The organism is Streptomyces sp. 1331.2, assembly GCF_900199205.1.
GTDB lineage: Bacteria > Actinomycetota > Actinomycetes > Streptomycetales > Streptomycetaceae > Kitasatospora.
This window is the reverse complement of sequence record NZ_OBMJ01000001.1, coordinates 6,992,424-7,009,499: the sequence shown is the minus strand read 5'-3', so window position 1 is coordinate 7,009,499 and position 17,076 is coordinate 6,992,424. Positions and strand designations below refer to the sequence as shown.

Here is a 17,076-nt window from a genome sequence, read left to right as displayed (position 1 = left end):
GAGCGGCAGCTCGGCGGGCGGCCGGGAGCGGCGCCTCAACGGACGACCGGCAGCACCGCCTCCGAGCTGCGCCCGGTCGCCGCCTCGATGAAGGCCACCGGGTCCGCGACCTCGGCCAGCAGCGCGCGGGTCGCGTGCAGGGCGGCGTCGGCGGGCGGCGGGCCGCCGACGGCCGCGATCAGGTCGAGGAGGTGGACGGTCGCCTCCATCAGCGCCACCTCGCCGAGCGCGCCGACCGTCACGCTGCCGAGCATCGGGTGCGCCACCGTCGTGCTCGGCGGCAGGTCCGCGAGGCCGGCCAGGGCGGCCGGGCCCTCGACCCCGAACCGGGCGATCAGCAGGGCGGGTTCGAGCGAACCGGCGGACTGCTTCGCCGCCTCGGCGACCTGCCCGGCCGCGGTGTGCGCGATGCCGCCCGGCCGGTTGTAGGCCCGCAGGATCCCGGCGCCGCTGGTCACCTCGGCCGGCCCGGCCAGGACGGCCGCGCGCAGCCCGGCGAACATCTCCGGCATCGGCGCCACGTGTGCGTACAGCTCCCGGACGGTCCACGCGGGCAGCCGGGTCGGCCGGTCCCAGTCCTCGGCGTCCAGGGCCGCGCCGCGCTCCGCCCAGGAGGCCCAGGCCTGCGTCAACAGCTCGCGCACGGAGTCGTTCTGACTGTCCATCGGCTCTCCTCGGGGGCCTTCGATCACAGGACGGCCCCCACGCTACCCGGCGCCCCGCGAAAAGCAGTTGCCGTCGCCGCGGCCCGGCCGCCAGGATCGGCCCATGACCGACTCCCCCGCCCGCCCGCTGCCCGTGACCTCCGCCGCCCGCCCGGCCGCGGGTCAGCAGCAGCCCGGCCGGCCCCGGAGGCGCGACGCCGCCCGCGCGTGAGGGCCGCCCTGGTCGCGGGGCTGCTCGCCGGGTTCGGCGTCGCCGTCCCGGTGGGCGCCGTCGGGGCCTACCTGGTCGCCCTCACCGCCCGGACCTCGCTGCGCACCGGCGCCTGCGCCGCACTCGGCGTGGCCACCGCCGACGGGCTGTACGCCCTGCTCGCGGCGGCGGGCGGCACCGGCCTCGCACCCCTGCTCGCACCGTTCGCCGGGCCGCTGCGGATCGCCTCTGCCGTGGTCCTGCTGGCCCTGGCCGTCCGCACGGCCCGCTCCGCGCTGCGCAGCAGCCGCCCGGGGGCCGCCGCGACGCCGGAGCGGGAACCGCCCTCCCCCGCCCGGGCGTTCCTCACCCTGCTCGGGATCACCCTGCTGAACCCGCTCACCGTGCTCTACTTCACCGCACTGGTCCTCGGCAGCGGGGCCCGGGAGGGTGCGGCCTCCGACGCCCTGGCCCGGGCGGTGTTCGCGGCCGCCGCGTTCGCCGCCTCGGCCGGCTGGCAGCTGCTGCTCGCCTCCGGCGGCGCGCTGCTGGGCCGGGCGTTGACCGGGCCGCGCGGCCGACTACTCACCGCACTCGGTTCCTCCACCCTGGTCGCCGGGCTCGCCGTCCGGCTGCTGGTCGGCTGACCAGCGAGTTCGCCGCCTCAGCCGATCGAAAGCGGCTCACCCGTTTACGCCCGATTCATACCTTGTATCCTGGTTCTGTATCCGCTGCGTGACATCCGCTGCATCACACCCACCGCTGCCTCCTGAGGAGTGCGGACATGGTCGAACGGGACGGCACCGAGAAGCGGGGCCGGCTGAACCGCCCGCTGGTCCTCGCCGCCGCCGTGGCGCTGGTCGACCGCGAGGGCCTGAGCGCACTGACCATGCGCCGGCTGGCCACCGAGCTGGGCGTCGAGTCGATGGCCCTGTACCGCTACACCCCGGGCAAGGAAGCCCTGCTGGACGGCCTGATCGAGGCCTACTTCACCGAGGTCAACGACCGGCTGCGGACCAGCGCCGACGCCGCCCGCGAGCCCGGCTGGCGCCAGGAGCTGCGCCGGATCGCCCAGGCCTTCGCCGCCGCCGCGCACGCCCACCCCGAGATCCTGCCGCTGGTCGCGACCCGGCCGCTGAGCGTCCCGATGACCCGCCGCCCGGCGCCGGTGCTCGAACTCACCGAGCACATCCTCGCCGTGCTCGGCCGGGCCGGTTTCGACGACGCCACCGCGCTGACCGTCTACCGCACCTTCGTCGCCTGGAACCTCGGCTGCCTGCTGGTGGACAAGCGCCAGGTGGTCGACAACCCGGAGGAGCCGGACCCCGCGCTGCGGCTGGGCCTGCACCGGCTGCCCGCCGCCGAGTACCCGCGGCTGCGCGCCCTGGTGCCCCGCTTCGCCGACTTCGACGACGAGGCGGAGATGCTCAGTGGCCTGGAGGCCCTGCTGGACGGGATGCCTTCGCCGCCCCTTGACGCCTTCTACGGCGGCGACGCATCCTGAGGATACGAGGTACACGTCGGACATATCCGCCCAGATCGGCACCGCCGAGCAAGCCCCGGAGTACTTCCGAGCACTCCCCGAGGACCCGCTCGCCCGAGCACTCCCCCGAGGACCAGCTCCCCCGAGCACTCCCCGAAGCGCCGGCGGCGCCCGGAAGAAGTCCCCCATGTCCGCCGTTCCGAACGAAGCACCCCACGACGACATCCTGCGCCTGCACGTCATCGCCGAAGACCGCGAGACCCTGCGCACCCTGCTCCACGAGACCCGTCCCGACGTCGGCGGACGCCCGCACGTCGAGGCGGACGGCCGTATCGGCATCGACGTCTACGCCCCGGCCTCCGAGATCCCGGCCCTCGAACGCGAGGGCGTCACGGTCACCCGGACCGGCAACGCCAGCGAGGCCGGACGCGCCGCCCAGGCCGAGGTCGGCACCGGCGACCGGTTCGCCGCCGCCGACGCCGTCCCGCACGGCCTGGCCGCCAAGCTCGCCGGCTGACCCGGGAGGCCCGCCATGCCGTACCTGAACATCACCGAGGTCGAGTCCGCCGTGACCAGCCTGGCCACCGCCTACCCCGGGCTCACCGAACTCATCACCCTGCCCGAGCCCTCCTGGGAGGGCCGCACCGCCCACGCCCTGAAGATCGGCGCCCCCGCCGGCATCCCGAAGCCGTGCGTGATGATGATCGGCGGCGTCCACGCCCGTGAGTGGGGCAGCTGCGAGATCCTCGTCCACCTCGCCGCCGACCTGCTGGAGGCCCACCAGAACGGCACCGGCCTCGGCTACCACGACACCACCTTCACCGCCGACCAGGTGCTGAGCCTGCTCCGCCGCCTGGACCTGGTGATCTTCCCGCTGGTCAATCCGGACGGCCGGCTCTACAGCCAGACCGTCAAGCCGATGTGGCGCAAGAACCGCAACCCGCACAACAACGGCAGCCAGTCGGACCCGGCCTGCGTCGGCGTCGACCTCAACCGCAACTACGACTTCCTCTTCGACTTCACCACCGCCTTCGACCCGAACGCACACCCCCAGGTGTCGACCAACCCCTGCGACCGGTACGTCTACGCCGGCCCGAGCGCGTTCTCCGAGCCGGAGACCCGCAACGTCCGCTGGCTGCTCGACCGGTTCCCGCGGACCCGGTGGTTCGTCGACGTGCACAGCTACTCCAAGGACATGCTCTACAACTGGGGCGACGACGAGAACCAGTCGGTCGACCCCGCCATGAACTTCCGCAACCACGCGTTCGACGGCAAGCGCGGCCTGCCCGGCGACCTCACGTACGCCGAGTACATCCCCAAGGGCGACGAGGACGCCGCCGTGCTGCTCGCCGAGGCGTTCTGCCTGGGCGTCCACGGCGTGCGCGGCGTGACGTACAAGCCGATGTCCGGCTTCCACCTCTACCCGACCAGCGGGACCAGCGACGACTACGTCTACTCCCGGCACTTCGTCAACCCGGACCGGGAGAAGGTGCTCGGCTTCACCGTCGAGTGGGGCACCGCGTTCCACCCGCCGTGGGCGGAGATGCAGGAGATCGTCCTCGAAGTGGACGCCGGGCTGGTGCAGTTCTGCCTGGCCGCCGCCTGAACACCCCCGAACCGAACACCCCCGAAGCCACAGTGCCCGACAGCTGGGCGCCCGCCACGATCGACCGTGGCGGGCGCCCGGGCGCGAGAAGCGCTGCGTGGCGACGTGAAAAGCGCTAGGCGGCGCGGTGGAAGAAGAACGGGTCGATGGACGGTGGCACCGTGGTGAACGCGTCCAGGGCGAGCAGTTGGTGGGTGGTGAAGTTGGCGTTGCGCTGGTACGTCACGCCCACCGGGAAGTTGGCCCGGTCCGGGGTGTTGTTGCCGGCGAAGATCCCGTAGAAGTCCTTCCCTACCGCGACCATCCGGATGTAGTCGCCGAGGTACGGCAGTTGCCTCCCGGCCGGCGGGACGTCGCCCGGGGCCTGGTGCAGCACGTGGCTCTCCACCGTCGCGAAGCCGTCACCGGTCAGCTCCAGCACCGTCGACCACTGGTTGTCGGCCAGCCGCTGGTAGACCAGGCCGACCAGCCCGTCGGAGTTGACCGCCCACGACGGGTTCTTGCCGCCGACCACGTCCGGGCGCGCCGCCGACCAGGTGTGCCCCCGGTCCTTCGAGTGGCGGGTGTGCAGCACGTAGTCGGTGGGGGCGGTTCCGCCGAGGTTGTCGCAGTAGGCGATCCACACGCTGTCGGAGTCCGTCGGGTCCACCCCGATCGAGAGGTCGGCGCCGGTGCGTTCCTGGCCCAGCGTCCGCTGCTTGGAGTTGAACCGGACCTTCCGGCCGGTGACCACGCGCTGGCCGACCTCGCCGTCGGCCGAGTCCAGCAGGTCTTCGAAGGGCTTCGCTCCGATGCCGCCCCGGTCGTCGCGGGCCACCACGACGTCGAAGGTCATCTGGGCCTTGTCCACGGGGTCTTCGGCGGTGAAGCTCTGGAACGCGACGTAGACCGTGCCGTCCGGGTGCGCCGCGATCCGCACCGGCGGCCCGTCGAAGAGCGTGCCGGGGCGCCGGTCGAGCCGGACGGGGCCGAACCCGGCCGGAGCCGGCCCGGTGCGGGCGTCTCCCGAGACGTCCACGGTGGCGCTCCCCGTCGGCGAGGCGGCGTCGTTGTTGCCGACGTACACCCGGTCGCTGTCGTGGCCGTTCACCGAGACGGTGATGGCGACCACCCAGGGCTGGTCCACGTCGCTGCGGTCGACGAGCACGCTCATCGGCGTGGCCGAGGTGATCGTCGGTGCGCGCAGGATCTGCAGGTCGCCGGTCAGCCCGTTGAGGATGCCGGTGTAGAGCTGACCGCCCTGCGAGGCGAAGCCGACGCTGATGTCCCCGGTGCCGAGGCCCCCGTTGCCCGGGACGACCGGGTTCAGCACCCACGTGTTCCCGCCGTCGGTCGAGACGTACACGGGGGCGAAGGGGCTGCCCAGCGGGGCGGCGGTGAACGCCGTCGCGACGATCTCGTTCGGGTTCTCCGGGTTGACCGCGATGCTGGGCTCATTGTCCAGCTTCGTTTCGCCGCTCAGCGACTTGGGGGTGATGTCGACGACCTTGATGGTGGGCATCCGGGCTCACCTCCGTTCCCTTAGGTCGGCGAGCTTCTGGGCGGGCTGGTAGTCGTCGGCGTCGAGCAGTCGGTACGGCGCGTGCGCGGCCAGCTCGCCGGACGTCCCGTGCAGCAGCCACAGGCCCGGCTGTCCGGGCAGCGGCTTGGGCACGTGGCGCCAGCGGACGTCCTCGCTGCTCGGGTAGAGGACGCTGATCCGCCCGGGTTCGACAGCGCCGGCCTCGACGTGCGAGACGTCGAGCGTGGCACGCCACCAGTGCGGGGCGTGCTCGGAGTACGACGGCAGGCCCAGGTCCTCCAGGCCGGCCACGGTGGCGACGACGACGGCGTCCGCCTCCGCGGCGTGCGCGGCCAGGTCCTGGTTGCGGATCTCCCGTTGCACCGCGGAGAACGGCAGTTCGTCGGCCGTGGTGGCGGCGAGCGAGACGTGCCGCTGGACGGTCTCGGCCGGCAGCCGGCCGACCTCGGTGACGCCCAGGGTCTCGCCGTAGACCAGGCCCTGGGTGAAGAACGCCCTCGTGTCGCCGACGGCCAACAGGTCGTCGTCCGGGGCCAGTTGGACGGTGACCTCGCTGCCCGCGAGCTGCCGGAAGGCCTCGGGCGCGTGCAGCACCTGGTCCACCCGGACCACGGTCGTGCGTTCGTTGCGGGCGTCGGCCGGGAAGGCCGCGAGCGAGGTGCCGCCGACCCTGGTGACCGTGCCCACGAAGCTCAGTGGAGCCTTCCGGACGAGTTCGGTCAGCCGCTCGGGGGCGACACCGGGTGATGTGTCAGACATGACGGTCCTCCTCGCCCGTCAGCGGGCGGCACGGGCCGAGGACGGGCGCGCCCGGCGCCACTCGATCCGGGCGCCGAGCAGGCAGGCGGCGGTGACGGCGGCCGCCAGCGCGACCACCAGCCATTCCGCTGCGCCGCTGCCGGCGTCCGGGTCGATGCCGATGAGCGTCTCGATCCACTGCGGCCACACCAGGGTGAGCAGGAACAGCAGTCCGGACAGCCCGCCGAGGGCCGTCTCCAGCCAGAAGCGGCGCCGGACCGGACGCGATTGCCGGAAGGGCATCACTGCGCCTCCCCTTCTCCAACCGCCCGGGCCGCGCCGCGACGCAGCGCGCGCCGTTCCCGTGCCGCCGCGCCGTGGCGGCGGCACGACCCGGCCGGGCCGGCCCGGGTCGGGGGTCGCTCCCCGTCGGCGCCGCCGGTCGGGGGCGTGGTCGCCGTGGGAGGTGGTTCTGCTTCGATCCGCAGTGTCGGAGGCTGCGGTGGGAGTGCGCCGGGGAGGGGCCCGCGGTGTCGGGGTTTCGCTGCCACCCTGCGTGCCGGTCCCTGCGCTGTACGCCTACGAGGCACACGTACTTCGTATACGAGTCTGCTCGCACTCCGTGGACAGGTCAAGGGCGGTCCGGGCCGCCCGCCCCCGCCGCCCCCGTGCCCCTGGGCTCAGACCCGGGCGCCGAGCATCCGCAGCACCAGCTCGCCGTATCTGCGGCCCAGCTCCTCCGGGGCCTCGGTCGAGCGGTCGGTGTACCAGCGGGAGACGTCGATGCCCAGCGAGGTGACCGCGCGGGCCGCCGTGCGCACCTCCGAGACCTGGAACTCCCCGGCCGCAGCGCCCTCCTCGATCAGCGCGCTGACCTCGCGCTCGATGTCCAGGCGCAGCGCCGCGACCACCGCGTAGGCGTCCTCGGGCAGGGCGTGCAGCTCGTAGTTGACCACCCGGCCGACCGTACGGGCCCGGGCGTGCCAGGCGGTGAACTGCTCGACCAGCCGCCGCATCCGCTCCGCCGGGCCGCCCTCACCGGCCGCGGCCGCCCGGACCAGGGCGAGCGTGGCGGCGTGCCCGGCCTGGCTGATCTCGGCGAGCAGTGCGGCCTTCGACTGGTAGTGGATGTACAGCGCGGCCGGGCTCATCCCGGCGGCGGTGGCGATGTCCCGGGTGGTGGTGGCGTGGAAGCCGCGCTCCGCGAACGACTCGGCGGCGGCCTGGAGCAGCCGGTACGCCGCCTCGGGGCGGGTGTCGGCGCCGGGCAGGGTCGGCCAGAGGTCGGCGATCGGAGTGCTGGTCATGGCGCCATCCTCGCAGAGAAGTCGTGCCGGAACTCGTACAGGCTTTCTCGTCGGCGGCCCGGCGGACGCGGGCGGCCTGTTGACAGGCTCCCGCACCGACACCATGCTGAGCAAGCGCTTAGTCAGCACGTCACACGTCACACCGGCGGTCGCCGAGGTCGCCCGGCGGCCGCACACGTCATACGGGCGGTCGCAGACGAGATCCCCGTGGGAAAGGCAGGACGCTCCGTGGTGCACTCCTTCAAGGGCCGGGTGGCCGTCGTCACCGGATCGAGCCGGGGCATCGGCCTGGGCATCGCGAGCGAGCTGGTCGCCCGCGGCGCCAAGGTCTGCCTCACCGCCCGCAACCCCGAGCCGCTGGCCGAGGCCGTCCGGGACCTGGGCGGCCCCGACAACGCGATCGCCGTGGCGGGCAAGGCCGACGATCCGGCCCACCAGGAGGAGGCCGTCGCCCGCACCCTGGAGGCCTTCGGACGGCTCGACCACCTGGTCAACAACACCGGCATCAACCCGGTGTACGGCCCGGTCCTGGACACCGACGAGGCCGCCGCCGCCAAGATCTTCGCCGTCAACGTGCTCGGCCCGCTGGCCTGGACCCGCCGCGTGCACGCCGCGTGGATGGGCGAGCACGGCGGCTCGATCGTCAACGTCGCCTCCGTCGCCGGCATCCGCGCCTCCGCCGGGATCGGCATGTACGGCGTCAGCAAGGCCGCGCTGATCCGGCTCACCACCGAGCTCGGTGCCGAGCTGGGCCCGCAGGGCATCCGGGTCAACGCCGTCGCCCCCGCCGTGGTCAAGACCAAGTTCGCCGAGGCGCTGTACGAGGGCCGCGAGGAGAAGGTCGCCGCCGCGTACCCGCTCGGCCGGCTCGGCGTCCCCGAGGACGTCGCGGGCGCCGTCGCCTTCCTGCTCTCCCCGGACTCCGGCTGGATCACCGGCCAGACCCTCGTCGTCGACGGCGGAGTCACCCTCGGCGGTGGGATGTGACGGCCGGGGCTTTCGCCGACCGGTTCGCCGGCCAGGGCGTGGTGGTGACCGGCGCCGGCCGGGGCATCGGGGCCGCGCTCGCCCGGGCCTTCGCGGCCGCCGGGGCCCGGGTGGTGGTCAACGACCTGGACGCCGAGGCCGCCCACGCCGTCGCCAAGGACTGCTCCGGCACCGCCCTGCCCGGGGACGCCGCCTCCGCCGAGGGCCTGGCCGCCCTGGTCGGGCAGGCCCGGGCCGCCCTGGGCGAGATCGACGTGTGGTGCGCCAACGCGGGCGTCGCCCCGGTCGGCGGGGCCGACGCGCCCGCCGCCGCCTGGGAGAGCGCCTGGGAGGTCAACGTGCTCGCGCACGTCCGGGCCGCCGACCTGCTGCTCCCCCGCTGGCTGGAGCGCGGCGAGGGCCGCTTCCTGGCCACCGTCTCCGCCGCCGGGCTGCTCACCATGCTCGGGTCGGCCCCGTACGCGGTCAGCAAGCACGGCGCGCTCGCCTTCGCCGAATGGCTCTCCGCGACCTACCGCCACCGGGGCGTCCGGGTGCACGCGCTCTGCCCGCAGGGCGTGCGCACCGACATGCTCGCCTCGACCGGCGCCGTCGGCGAGGCGCTGCTGGCGCCGACCGCGCTGGACCCGGAGGACGTCGCCGAGGCCACGCTGGCCGCCCTGGGCGAGGAGCGCTTCCTGATCCTTCCGCACCCCGAGGTCGCCGAGTACTACCGGGTCCGGGCCACCGAACCGGACCGCTGGATCGCCGGGATGAACCGGCTCCAGCAGGGACTGGAGAAGGGTGCGGCGCTGTGAGGGCCTGGCAGGTGGGAGAGCTCGGCGAGCCGGCCGCGGTGATGCGGCTCGCCGAGGACGTCGCACGGCCGGTCGCCGGCCCGGGGCAGCTGCTGGTCCGGGTGCGGGCCGCCGCCGTCAACTTCCCGGACGCGCTGATGGTCCGCGGGCAGTACCAGGTCCGCCCGCCGCTGCCGTTCACCCCCGGGGTGGAGCTGTGCGGCGAGGTCGCGGACGGGCCCCGGCGGGGCGAGCGGCTGATCGGCAACCCGCTGCTGCCGCAGGGCGCCTTCGCCGAGTACGCACTGCTGGACGCCGCGGCCGCGTTCCCCGCGCCCGAGGCGCTGGACGACGCCGAGGCGGCGGCGCTGCACATCGGCTACCAGACCGCCTGGTTCGCGCTGCACCGCCGGGCCCGGCTGCGGGCCGGGGAGACCCTGCTGGTGCACGCGGCGGCCGGCGGTGTCGGCAGCGCGGCGCTCCAGCTCGGCCGGGCCGCCGGAGCCCGGGTGATCGCGGTGGTCGGCGGCCCGGCGAAGGCGGAGGCGGCCCGGGCGCTCGGCGCCGACGTGGTGGTGGACCGTACGGAGCGGGACTTCGTCGCCGCCGTCAAGGAGGCCACCGGCGGGCGCGGCGCGGACGTGGTCTTCGACCCGGTCGGCGGCGCGGCCTACACCGGCTCCACCAAGTGCGTCGCCTTCGAGGGCCGGATCGTGGTGGTCGGCTTCGCCGCCGGGCAGATCCCGGCACCGGCGCTCAACCACGCCCTGGTGAAGAACTACTCGATCCTCGGCCTGCACTGGGGCCTGTACAACACCCAGGACCCACAGGCCGTCCGCGCCGCGCACGAGGAGCTGACCAAGCTCGCCGACCAGGGCGCCGTCCGGCCCCTGGTCAGCGCCCGGGTGCCGCTGGCCGGCGCGGCCGACGCCGTCCAACGGGTCGCCGACGGGCTGAGCACCGGCCGGATCGCCGTCCTGGGCGACTAGGGCGTGTCTGACAATTCGCGGCGGATCAGCGCGCGGCGTTGGGGTGCGTGCATCGCAAGGCGGAGGAGGGAGTCCATGCGGAGCATCGGCGACCGACGACAACGCGGCGAGGTGCGTGCCCCGGCGTCGCGCGCCCGGCGGGAATTGTCAGACACGCCCTAGGTGTTCTGTCCCCCGGACAGGCCCTGGACGCGCCCCCTGCCGCAGCCGGGAAACCGGGTGCGGCAGGGGAATCGCGGCTGCCAGGATGCCGGGATGACAACCTTTTCCGCTGCCCGCGACGCGCTGGAGGGCCTGGCCCTCGGGGACGGCTTCGGGGAGCGCTGGTTTCCCCTCTTCCGATCGCCGAAGGACGCGTTCGAGCAGATCCGGGCCCGGCGGACGCCGGAGGAAGGCCCCTGGCACTGGACCGACGACACCGCGATGGCGCTGTCGGTGTACGGGGTCCTCACCGCCTACGACGCTGTGCACCAGGACCGCCTCGCCCAGGCCTTCGGGGCCGGCTACCGGGCCGACACCGGCCGCGGCTACGGGCACGGCATGCACCTGCTGCTCCCCAAGCTGGCCGAGGAGCCCGGGAGTTGGCGCACCGCGGCGCGCGAGCTGTTCGACGGCCAGGGCAGCCTCGGCAACGGCGCGGCGATGCGGGTCGCCCCGCTGGGCGCCTGGTTCCACACCGACCTGGACGAGGCGGCCGAACAGGCGGCCCTGTCGGCCGAGGTGACGCACGCGCACCCCGAGGGCGTCGCCGGGGCGGTCGCGGTCGCCCTGGCGGCGGCGCTCGCCGCCCGCGCCCGACCTTCTGCACCACGCTCCGGGCCCGCCCCCGCGGGGCCCGAGCTGCTGGCCGAGGTCGCCGTCCGCACCCCGGAGGGCGCCGTCCGCAACGGGCTGCACCGCGCCGCCGAGCTGCCCGCGGGCACCGAGCCCTGGCGGGCGGCCGACCTGCTCGGCAACGGGCAGAAGATCCGGGCGAGCGACACCGTCCCCTTCGCCCTGTGGTCCGCCGCGCACCACCTGGACAGTCTCACCGACGCCCTGTGGACGACGGCGGAGGGCCTGGGCGACGTGGACACCACCTGCGCCATCACCGGCGGCGTGGTCGCCGCCCGCACCGGCCTGGCCGACGTGCCGCCGTCCTGGCTGGCCTGCCGCGAGCCGCTGCCGGACTGGGTCGCCCGGGCCGACGCGGAGGCGGCACGTTAGCGGGCGTCCGGGCTCCCGGCGGCGATGACCTCCAGGGCCGGGCGGGGCTCGCGGCCGAGCAGGGCCGCGAGGTCGCCCGGCCCGCCGGGGCCGGCCAGGAAGCCGTGGGCGATCGCCGAGTAGGTGCCGACCAGCATCGGCACCTGGAAGTCCGGCGCGTCCGAGGCCGCCATCGCCGTCCGGGCGTCGGCGAGTCGGCCCGGGCGGTACTCGGCGCCGAGCGCCCCGGCCACCTCCGCGCCGCCCAGGGCCCGCTGGCCCACCAACTCGTAGGTCCGGCCGGCGTGTTCGGCGGGCGCCAGGGCGACGCTGGCCGCCACCTCGGCGAGGTCCGCCCGGGCCACCGCCGCCAGCTTCCCGTCGCCGAGCGGCGCGGTGATCACCCCGTCCGGGCCGGGCGCGGCGATCGCGCCCAGCAGTTCGGCGTACAGGCCGTTGCGCAGCACCGTCCAGCGCAGGCTCGGCGACTCGCGCAGCCGCCGCTCGGTCCAGCGGTGGGCGAGGGCGTACGGCAGGTGGTCGCCGTCGCCGGACAGGCTGGTGTAGACGACGTGCTCGACGCCCGCCCGCTCCGCCGCCGCGATCGCCGCGCCGTGCCGGGCGATGACCACGTCGTCCTCGGCGGCGCCGGCCGAGATCAGCAGCAGGGTTCGGACGCCCTCGAACGCGGCGTCCAGCGTCTGCGGCCGGTCGAAGTCCACCAGCCGGGCGGGCACCCCGGCGGGCACCCGCTCGGGGGTGCGCGAGCCGGCCAGGACCTCCTCCCGGCCGGCCAGGCGCTCCAGCACGAGCGTGCCCAGACCTCCGTTGACACCGGTGACGAGCAGCATGAACGTTCCTCCAAAGGTGGTCGGATGGCCGACGGTCGGCGACCTGACCATCCTCGATAGCCTGGGCGTTCGGCGTAAGGAGGCACTTTCATGTCAGCAGGGCACAGCGCGGTAACCACTCCCCGAGCGGTGGTCTGGTGCGAGGACGGCGTGGACTGCGGGATCCGCGACCTGCTGGACCGCCTGGGCGACAAGTGGTCGGTCCTCACCATCGTCGAACTCGCCCAGGGCGTACGGCGGTTCCGCGAGCTGCAGCGGGCGTTGCCGGGGATCTCGCAGCGGATGCTGACCCTGACGGTGCGGCGCCTGGAGCGGGACGGCCTGGTGTCCCGGACCGTCCATCCGACCGTCCCGCCGCAGGTGGAGTACGAGTTGACCCCGCTCGGCCACAGCCTGACGCACCTGGTGCGGGCGATGGCCGACTGGTCCTACGACCACCACGACGCGATCGTCACCTCACGTCACGCGTGGGACGAGGCCAACCCGGGCTCGGAGATCAGGTAGCAGCCTCCCTGGCCTTCCCGACCTCCCCGGCCTCAACCGGCCTCAACCGGTGACCTCGACGGTCACCTCGTAGCTGCCCTGCTCGGGCGGGCACTGCAGGGCCTCGCCGCAGATGGTGCGGGTGGCGGTCAGCCGGGCGGTGCCGGGGGCGTGGGCGGTGAAGGTGGTGGTGACGGTGCCGCAGCCGCCGCCGGGGCGGCAGGAGGGGGACGGGGCGGTGGTCGGGGTGCCGCTCGGTGCGAGGACGTCGGGGGCGGAGCTGGTCGCGGCGGACCAGTAGGTGCTGTGCAGGCCGACCGAGACGGTCGAGCCGACGGCCGCCTTCACGGTGGTGTGGTCGGCGTGTTCGTCCACCGTCACCACCGCCGGGCTGGGGACGGCCGGGCTGCTCGGGGCGGCCGGGCTGAGGGTGGTGGTCGCCGACGGGCGCGTTCCGGTGGAGGCGCAGCCGGTCAGGGCGAGCAGGGCGGCGGCCAGCGCCAGGACGGCGGATCTTCTCGGGTTCACGGTGGTCACGGTGGTTCCTTTTGCCGTTGTGCGAGCGGTGCCGGTTGGACGTTCCGGCAGCCGATTCGGATCCCCCCTGTCCCCCCGACAGATAAACGGCACCGGGGCGGGCGCTGGGCCCACCCCGGTGCGTTGTGGCGTCGAGATCGTCAGGAGACGGTCACGTCGTCGTAGTAGGTGTAGGTCGGGTCACCCGGGTAGTTGTCGTCGTGGTTGCTCAGGGTGAGGGTGTAGGAGTGGCCCGGGGTGACGGTCGCCGTCTTGTTGGTCCAGGTGCCGGTGGTGGTGCAGGTCTTGGCGAGGACCGTGGTGGTCGTGCCGGTGGTGTTGTCCTTCAGGGTGGCGGTGGCCCAGTCGTAGGTGACGGTGTCGTCGCAGGTGTTGCTGTACCAGAAGGACACCTTGCTGGAGCCGGTCGGCGCGGTGAAGGTCTGGGCGATCGAGGAGTCCCCGGTCGGGTTGGTGGAGCCGACCATGGCGCCGTAGCTGCCGGTGTGGGCGGCGCCGGTGGTGGCGGAGGTGCTGCCGGCGGCGGTCCAGCCGGTCAGGCTGCCGGCCTCGAAGCCGCCGTTGGTGACGGCGTTGCCGCCGCCTCCGGTGGTGGACTCGGTCCAGCTGAAGCTGGTGCTGCCGGCGGCGCCGGTGGTGTCGGTCGCGGTGACCGTGACGCTGGTGGTGCCGGCGGCGGTCGGGGTGCCGGAGATCAGGCCGGTCGAGGAGTTGATCGACAGGCCGGCCGGCAGGCCGGTGGCCGAGTAGGTGAGGGTCTGGCCGGAGGCCGAGTCGGTGGCCGCGATCTGCAGGCTGGCGGCGGTGCCGACGGTGCCGGACTGGTTGCCCGGGTTGGTGACGGTGACCGTGTTGCCGTGGGTCAGGATGGTGTGCGAGATCGCGCAGGAGTTGGTGTCGTTGGACCAGCTGGCCTGCTCGGCGTAGCTGCCGAAGGAGCCGAAGGAGATGTTGGCGGCGCCGCCGGTGCTGCCGGGCCTGATCCAGGCGCACTCGTCGGAGTTCTCCTGGCCGTTGTAGCTGCTGCCCGAGACGTGGTTGGTCCAGCCGCCGGCCGGGTTCTGGTCGGACATCATCTCGTGCCACTCGTGGCCGAGGGTCATCGTCCAACCGTCCAGCGTGCCGGGCGAGTTGACGAAGCCGACGCCGCAGTTGGCGCCCGCGTCGATGTTGTACGGCTGGTTGGAGAAGGCGATGTCGCCGTAGGGCGAGCTCGCCGCACCGCCGGTGAGGGTGGTGTCGCCGTTCCAGTCGTGCCAGGCGCAGTACCCGGTGGTCGGGTTCTGGTAGTCGTCCGGGTTGGTGCCGTGCGGCGACAGGACGATGTAGTACGCGTCCCGGTTGGCGGCGGCGGTGGTGTTGCCGAAGTGGCCGGCCGCCTTGACGGCCTCCTGGGCGAGCTGGTTGCCGGTGGCCTGGCTCGGCGAGGCGGCGGCGTTGTCGTACCAGACGCCGGACAGGACGCCGCCGCTCTGGTACGGGATGAAGTTGGCGTTGGAGGGGCAGCTGACGGCGCCGGTGGCGACGTTGGGGCCGTCGCACCACTGGGTCAGGTCGGCGGACCAGGTCTCGCCGTTGGTGCCGATGCCCTTGAACATCTGCTGGGTGGCGCCGGCCGCGCCGGCCGAGTCGCCGGAGAACTTGGCGTTCCCGTTGGCGTCGGTGGTCTGGGTGCCCCACTGGTTGCCGTAGAAGATCAGGTAGACCTTGGAGTGCCCGCTCTGCACGCCGATGCCGTCGACCCCGCCGCCGTAGGACAGGGTCTGCTGGCCGGTGGCCGCGGCCTGGTTGTGCTCGGCGAGCCACTTCTTGTAGTTCTCGTGCTGGGACATGCCGGGTACCGCGCCGTGCCGGTAGGGGTGGCCGGCCTGCGGGCTCCAGGGGTTGAACTCGTTGCCGGCGCTGCCCGTCGAGCCGGAGATGTCCTGCGCGGAGGCCGGGCCGGCCACGCCGGCCAGGCCGGCGGCGGCGAGCGCAAGCGACGCCATGCCGGTGAGCGCTGCGTACTTCGCGCGTCGGATCCTTCGGGAGTGACCCATGGGTGAGGGTGCCCTCTCTGCTGCCGATCGTCCGCGGCTTCGGGGTGCCGCGGACGATCCCTTTGTGGGGAAGGGATGGCGGCGGATTCCGACGGGGAGTCGACTCCGGTTCGGATTCTTCCGTACACCCGGAAATTGACTGCCCGTCGGTTTTTCGCTGCCTGGGCATGAAGGAAATCAGAGCTGATGAACACTGGTCAACGGCGAAGGGTAAGGAATGATTAAGGAGGGCGTCCGTGCAGGCAAAGGCACCCCCGGAGGAAGGGAAACAACGCGCGTAGCCATTCACTGAATACGGATCGGAATACTGTTCCGCATTCCCCGCAACCCCCTCCGGCCCACCTTTCCCTGACGGAATTTCACCGGCCGACCCGCCCCGGCCCCGGGGCAAAAGGTCGCCCGATCGCTAGCGCTCGTAGGACATTTCCGGGAAGCGCGGCGAGGGCCCGTCCAGCAGGTGGTCGTCGTGGCCGCGCAGCCAGCGGTCGAAGAAGGAGGCGACGTACCAGCGGGTGGCGAGTTCGGCGCGGCCGGGCCGGATGGTGCCGACGTCCGCGAGCAGCTGGTCCGGGGTGAGCGCGCCCTGTCGGGCGAGTTGGGGCAGCAGGGACTGGCCGTCGGTGTAGGAGCCGTGCCGGGAGCCTTCGAGGGTGAGGTCGGCGTGCCAGCCGGTGCTGTGCTGCCAGAGGGCGTCCCAGCCGGGCTGCTGGTGGTAGCTGCCGGAGTCGTCGCTGCGGGTGCCCATCAGCAGGAAGGGCCGGTCCAGGCCGTCCTCGGCGACGCTGGGCAGCTGGACGCCGGTGTGGCCGTCCGGGCCGGGGAAGTGCATTTGGCCGTCCAGGTTGATCCCGGCCGTGATCCGCCGGTCGTCGTGCATGGTCTGGAGGGCGGTGAAGCCGCCCGCCGAGTGGCCGACCATGCCGATCCGGTCCAGGTCGAGCGCCCCGGCCACGCCGCTCGGCAGGTCCGCCCTGGTGCCCAGCCCGGCCAGCTGGTCCAGCACGAAGCGGGTGTCGTCCACTCGCGTGGCCATGAGCTTGCGCAGCACGGCGCCGATGTCCAGGTCCGGCTGGCCGAGCATGCCGGGGAGCACGGAGGTGGCCAGTTCGCCGTCGGGGAAGGCGACTTCGGAGGCCTCGTAGGTGTGGTCGACGGTGACCACGACGTAGCCGCGCGAGACCAGGTCCTCGACGAGCGCCGTCCCCCAGGTGCGCGGGTCGCCCAGGCCGGGCGAGTAGAGCACCACCGGGCGCGGGCCGCCGGGCAGGGCGGGGGCGTCCGCGCGGGCGGGGGTGCGGATCGCCGACCAGTCGGTGCGGCCCGGCGCCGTGCCGTAGTTGATCAGACCGACACCGGCGGGCCCGCCGAAGTGCTCTCCGGCGGCGGGCGCCATGTACGGCGCGCTGTCGGTGGGCCCGGCCGGGCGGGCGGTCGGGTACCAGAGGCTGACCATCAGTTCGCGCCGGCGCCCGGGCTGCCACGGGTCCTCCCGGGCGGCATCGGTCAGGCGCAGCGCGGTGGTCCCGATCGGGTACGGCCCGCTCGGCTCCGGCAGCCACGCCCGCGCCTGCTTCCCGGTGTTGCCGCCCTCCGGCGCCGCCGCCACCGCCCCGGGCGCACCGACCGCGCCGCCCAGCACCGCCGTCGCCGCCAACAGGACCGCCGCCACGGCCCGTCCCCCACTGCCCATGTTCTGTCTCCTCGTTTCCGATCGGTCG

General features: G+C 73.8%; 18 protein-coding genes. 9 read left to right on the top strand and 9 right to left on the bottom strand.

Annotated elements, in window-relative coordinates; translation table 11 throughout:
- Positions 1-35: 35 nt before the first annotated feature.
- Complete coding sequence (locus tag CRP52_RS30395; RefSeq protein WP_097239312.1) at positions 36-665, bottom strand: maleylpyruvate isomerase N-terminal domain-containing protein; 630 nt, start codon at positions 663-665, stop codon at positions 36-38.
- Positions 666-872: 207 nt separating this feature from the next.
- Between CRP52_RS30395 and CRP52_RS30390 the strand changes: the two genes are divergently transcribed.
- The 4 genes from CRP52_RS30390 to CRP52_RS30375 all read left to right on the top strand — a co-directional run bounded on the left by CRP52_RS30390 (position 873) and on the right by CRP52_RS30375 (position 3,944).
- Positions 873-1,502 (top strand): LysE family transporter, encoded by a 630-nt coding sequence (locus CRP52_RS30390; RefSeq protein ID WP_097239311.1) that lies wholly within the window; start codon positions 873-875, stop codon positions 1,500-1,502.
- A 137-nt stretch (positions 1,503-1,639) separates the two neighbouring features.
- Positions 1,640-2,359, top strand: a complete 720-nt coding sequence (locus tag CRP52_RS30385; protein WP_097239310.1) for a TetR/AcrR family transcriptional regulator — start codon at positions 1,640-1,642, stop codon at positions 2,357-2,359.
- Positions 2,360-2,525: 166 nt separating this feature from the next.
- Positions 2,526-2,855 carry a hypothetical protein gene (locus CRP52_RS30380; protein WP_097239309.1) on the top strand — a complete coding sequence of 110 codons (330 nt, stop codon included), beginning with the start codon at positions 2,526-2,528 and terminating at the stop codon, positions 2,853-2,855.
- Between the two features lie 15 nt (positions 2,856-2,870).
- The gene (locus CRP52_RS30375) at positions 2,871-3,944 is read left to right on the top strand and encodes a M14 family metallopeptidase (RefSeq protein ID WP_097239308.1); all 1,074 of its coding nucleotides are present in this window, start codon (positions 2,871-2,873) and stop codon (positions 3,942-3,944) included.
- Between the two features lie 115 nt (positions 3,945-4,059).
- Here CRP52_RS30375 and CRP52_RS30370 read toward each other — a convergent pair whose 3' ends face one another.
- The 4 genes from CRP52_RS30370 to CRP52_RS30355 form a co-directional block, all read right to left on the bottom strand.
- Positions 4,060-5,445, bottom strand: coding sequence for a hypothetical protein (locus CRP52_RS30370; protein WP_097239307.1), 1,386 nt, complete (start codon positions 5,443-5,445; stop codon positions 4,060-4,062).
- 6 nt (positions 5,446-5,451) lie between these two features.
- Complete coding sequence (locus tag CRP52_RS30365; RefSeq protein ID WP_097239306.1) at positions 5,452-6,225, bottom strand: hypothetical protein; 774 nt, start codon at positions 6,223-6,225, stop codon at positions 5,452-5,454.
- An 18-nt stretch (positions 6,226-6,243) separates the two neighbouring features.
- Positions 6,244-6,507: an ABC transporter permease gene (locus tag CRP52_RS30360; protein ID WP_097239305.1), complete on the bottom strand. Its 264-nt coding sequence runs from the start codon at positions 6,505-6,507 to the stop codon at positions 6,244-6,246.
- Between the two features lie 377 nt (positions 6,508-6,884).
- Positions 6,885-7,511 (bottom strand): TetR/AcrR family transcriptional regulator, encoded by a 627-nt coding sequence (locus CRP52_RS30355; RefSeq protein ID WP_097239304.1) that lies wholly within the window; start codon positions 7,509-7,511, stop codon positions 6,885-6,887.
- 228 nt (positions 7,512-7,739) lie between these two features.
- Between CRP52_RS30355 and CRP52_RS30350 the strand changes: the two genes are divergently transcribed.
- From CRP52_RS30350 to CRP52_RS30335, 4 genes are all read left to right on the top strand, one after another.
- Positions 7,740-8,498 (top strand): SDR family oxidoreductase, encoded by a 759-nt coding sequence (locus CRP52_RS30350; RefSeq protein WP_218893199.1) that lies wholly within the window; start codon positions 7,740-7,742, stop codon positions 8,496-8,498.
- Positions 8,495-9,295 carry an SDR family oxidoreductase gene (locus CRP52_RS30345; protein ID WP_097239303.1) on the top strand — a complete coding sequence of 267 codons (801 nt, stop codon included), beginning with the start codon at positions 8,495-8,497 and terminating at the stop codon, positions 9,293-9,295. Before CRP52_RS30350 ends, CRP52_RS30345 begins: the two co-directional genes overlap by 4 nt.
- A gap of 11 nt (positions 9,296-9,306) precedes the next feature.
- Positions 9,307-10,263, top strand: coding sequence for an NADPH:quinone oxidoreductase family protein (locus CRP52_RS30340; RefSeq protein ID WP_179853089.1), 957 nt, complete (start codon positions 9,307-9,309; stop codon positions 10,261-10,263).
- Positions 10,264-10,518: 255 nt separating this feature from the next.
- Positions 10,519-11,469 (top strand): ADP-ribosylglycohydrolase family protein, encoded by a 951-nt coding sequence (locus CRP52_RS30335; protein WP_097239301.1) that lies wholly within the window; start codon positions 10,519-10,521, stop codon positions 11,467-11,469.
- Here CRP52_RS30335 and CRP52_RS30330 read toward each other — a convergent pair.
- Positions 11,466-12,299 (bottom strand): NAD(P)H-binding protein, encoded by an 834-nt coding sequence (locus tag CRP52_RS30330; RefSeq protein ID WP_097239300.1) that lies wholly within the window; start codon positions 12,297-12,299, stop codon positions 11,466-11,468. The genes CRP52_RS30335 and CRP52_RS30330 overlap by 4 nt on opposite strands.
- Positions 12,300-12,389: 90 nt before the next feature.
- On the opposite strand from CRP52_RS30330, the gene CRP52_RS30325 reads away from it, so the two are divergent.
- The gene (locus tag CRP52_RS30325) at positions 12,390-12,803 is read left to right on the top strand and encodes a winged helix-turn-helix transcriptional regulator (protein ID WP_097239299.1); all 414 of its coding nucleotides are present in this window, start codon (positions 12,390-12,392) and stop codon (positions 12,801-12,803) included.
- 42 nt (positions 12,804-12,845) lie between these two features.
- Here CRP52_RS30325 and CRP52_RS30320 read toward each other — a convergent pair whose 3' ends face one another.
- The 3 genes from CRP52_RS30320 to CRP52_RS30310 all read right to left on the bottom strand — a co-directional run bounded on the left by CRP52_RS30320 (position 12,846) and on the right by CRP52_RS30310 (position 17,048).
- Complete coding sequence (locus CRP52_RS30320; RefSeq protein ID WP_097239298.1) at positions 12,846-13,319, bottom strand: hypothetical protein; 474 nt, start codon at positions 13,317-13,319, stop codon at positions 12,846-12,848.
- A gap of 140 nt (positions 13,320-13,459) precedes the next feature.
- Positions 13,460-15,307: a putative Ig domain-containing protein gene (locus CRP52_RS38980; protein WP_257032928.1), complete on the bottom strand. Its 1,848-nt coding sequence runs from the start codon at positions 15,305-15,307 to the stop codon at positions 13,460-13,462.
- Between the two features lie 457 nt (positions 15,308-15,764).
- Positions 15,765-17,048, bottom strand: coding sequence for an alpha/beta hydrolase family protein (locus CRP52_RS30310; RefSeq protein ID WP_097239296.1), 1,284 nt, complete (start codon positions 17,046-17,048; stop codon positions 15,765-15,767).
- Between the last annotated feature and the right edge of the window lie 28 nt (positions 17,049-17,076).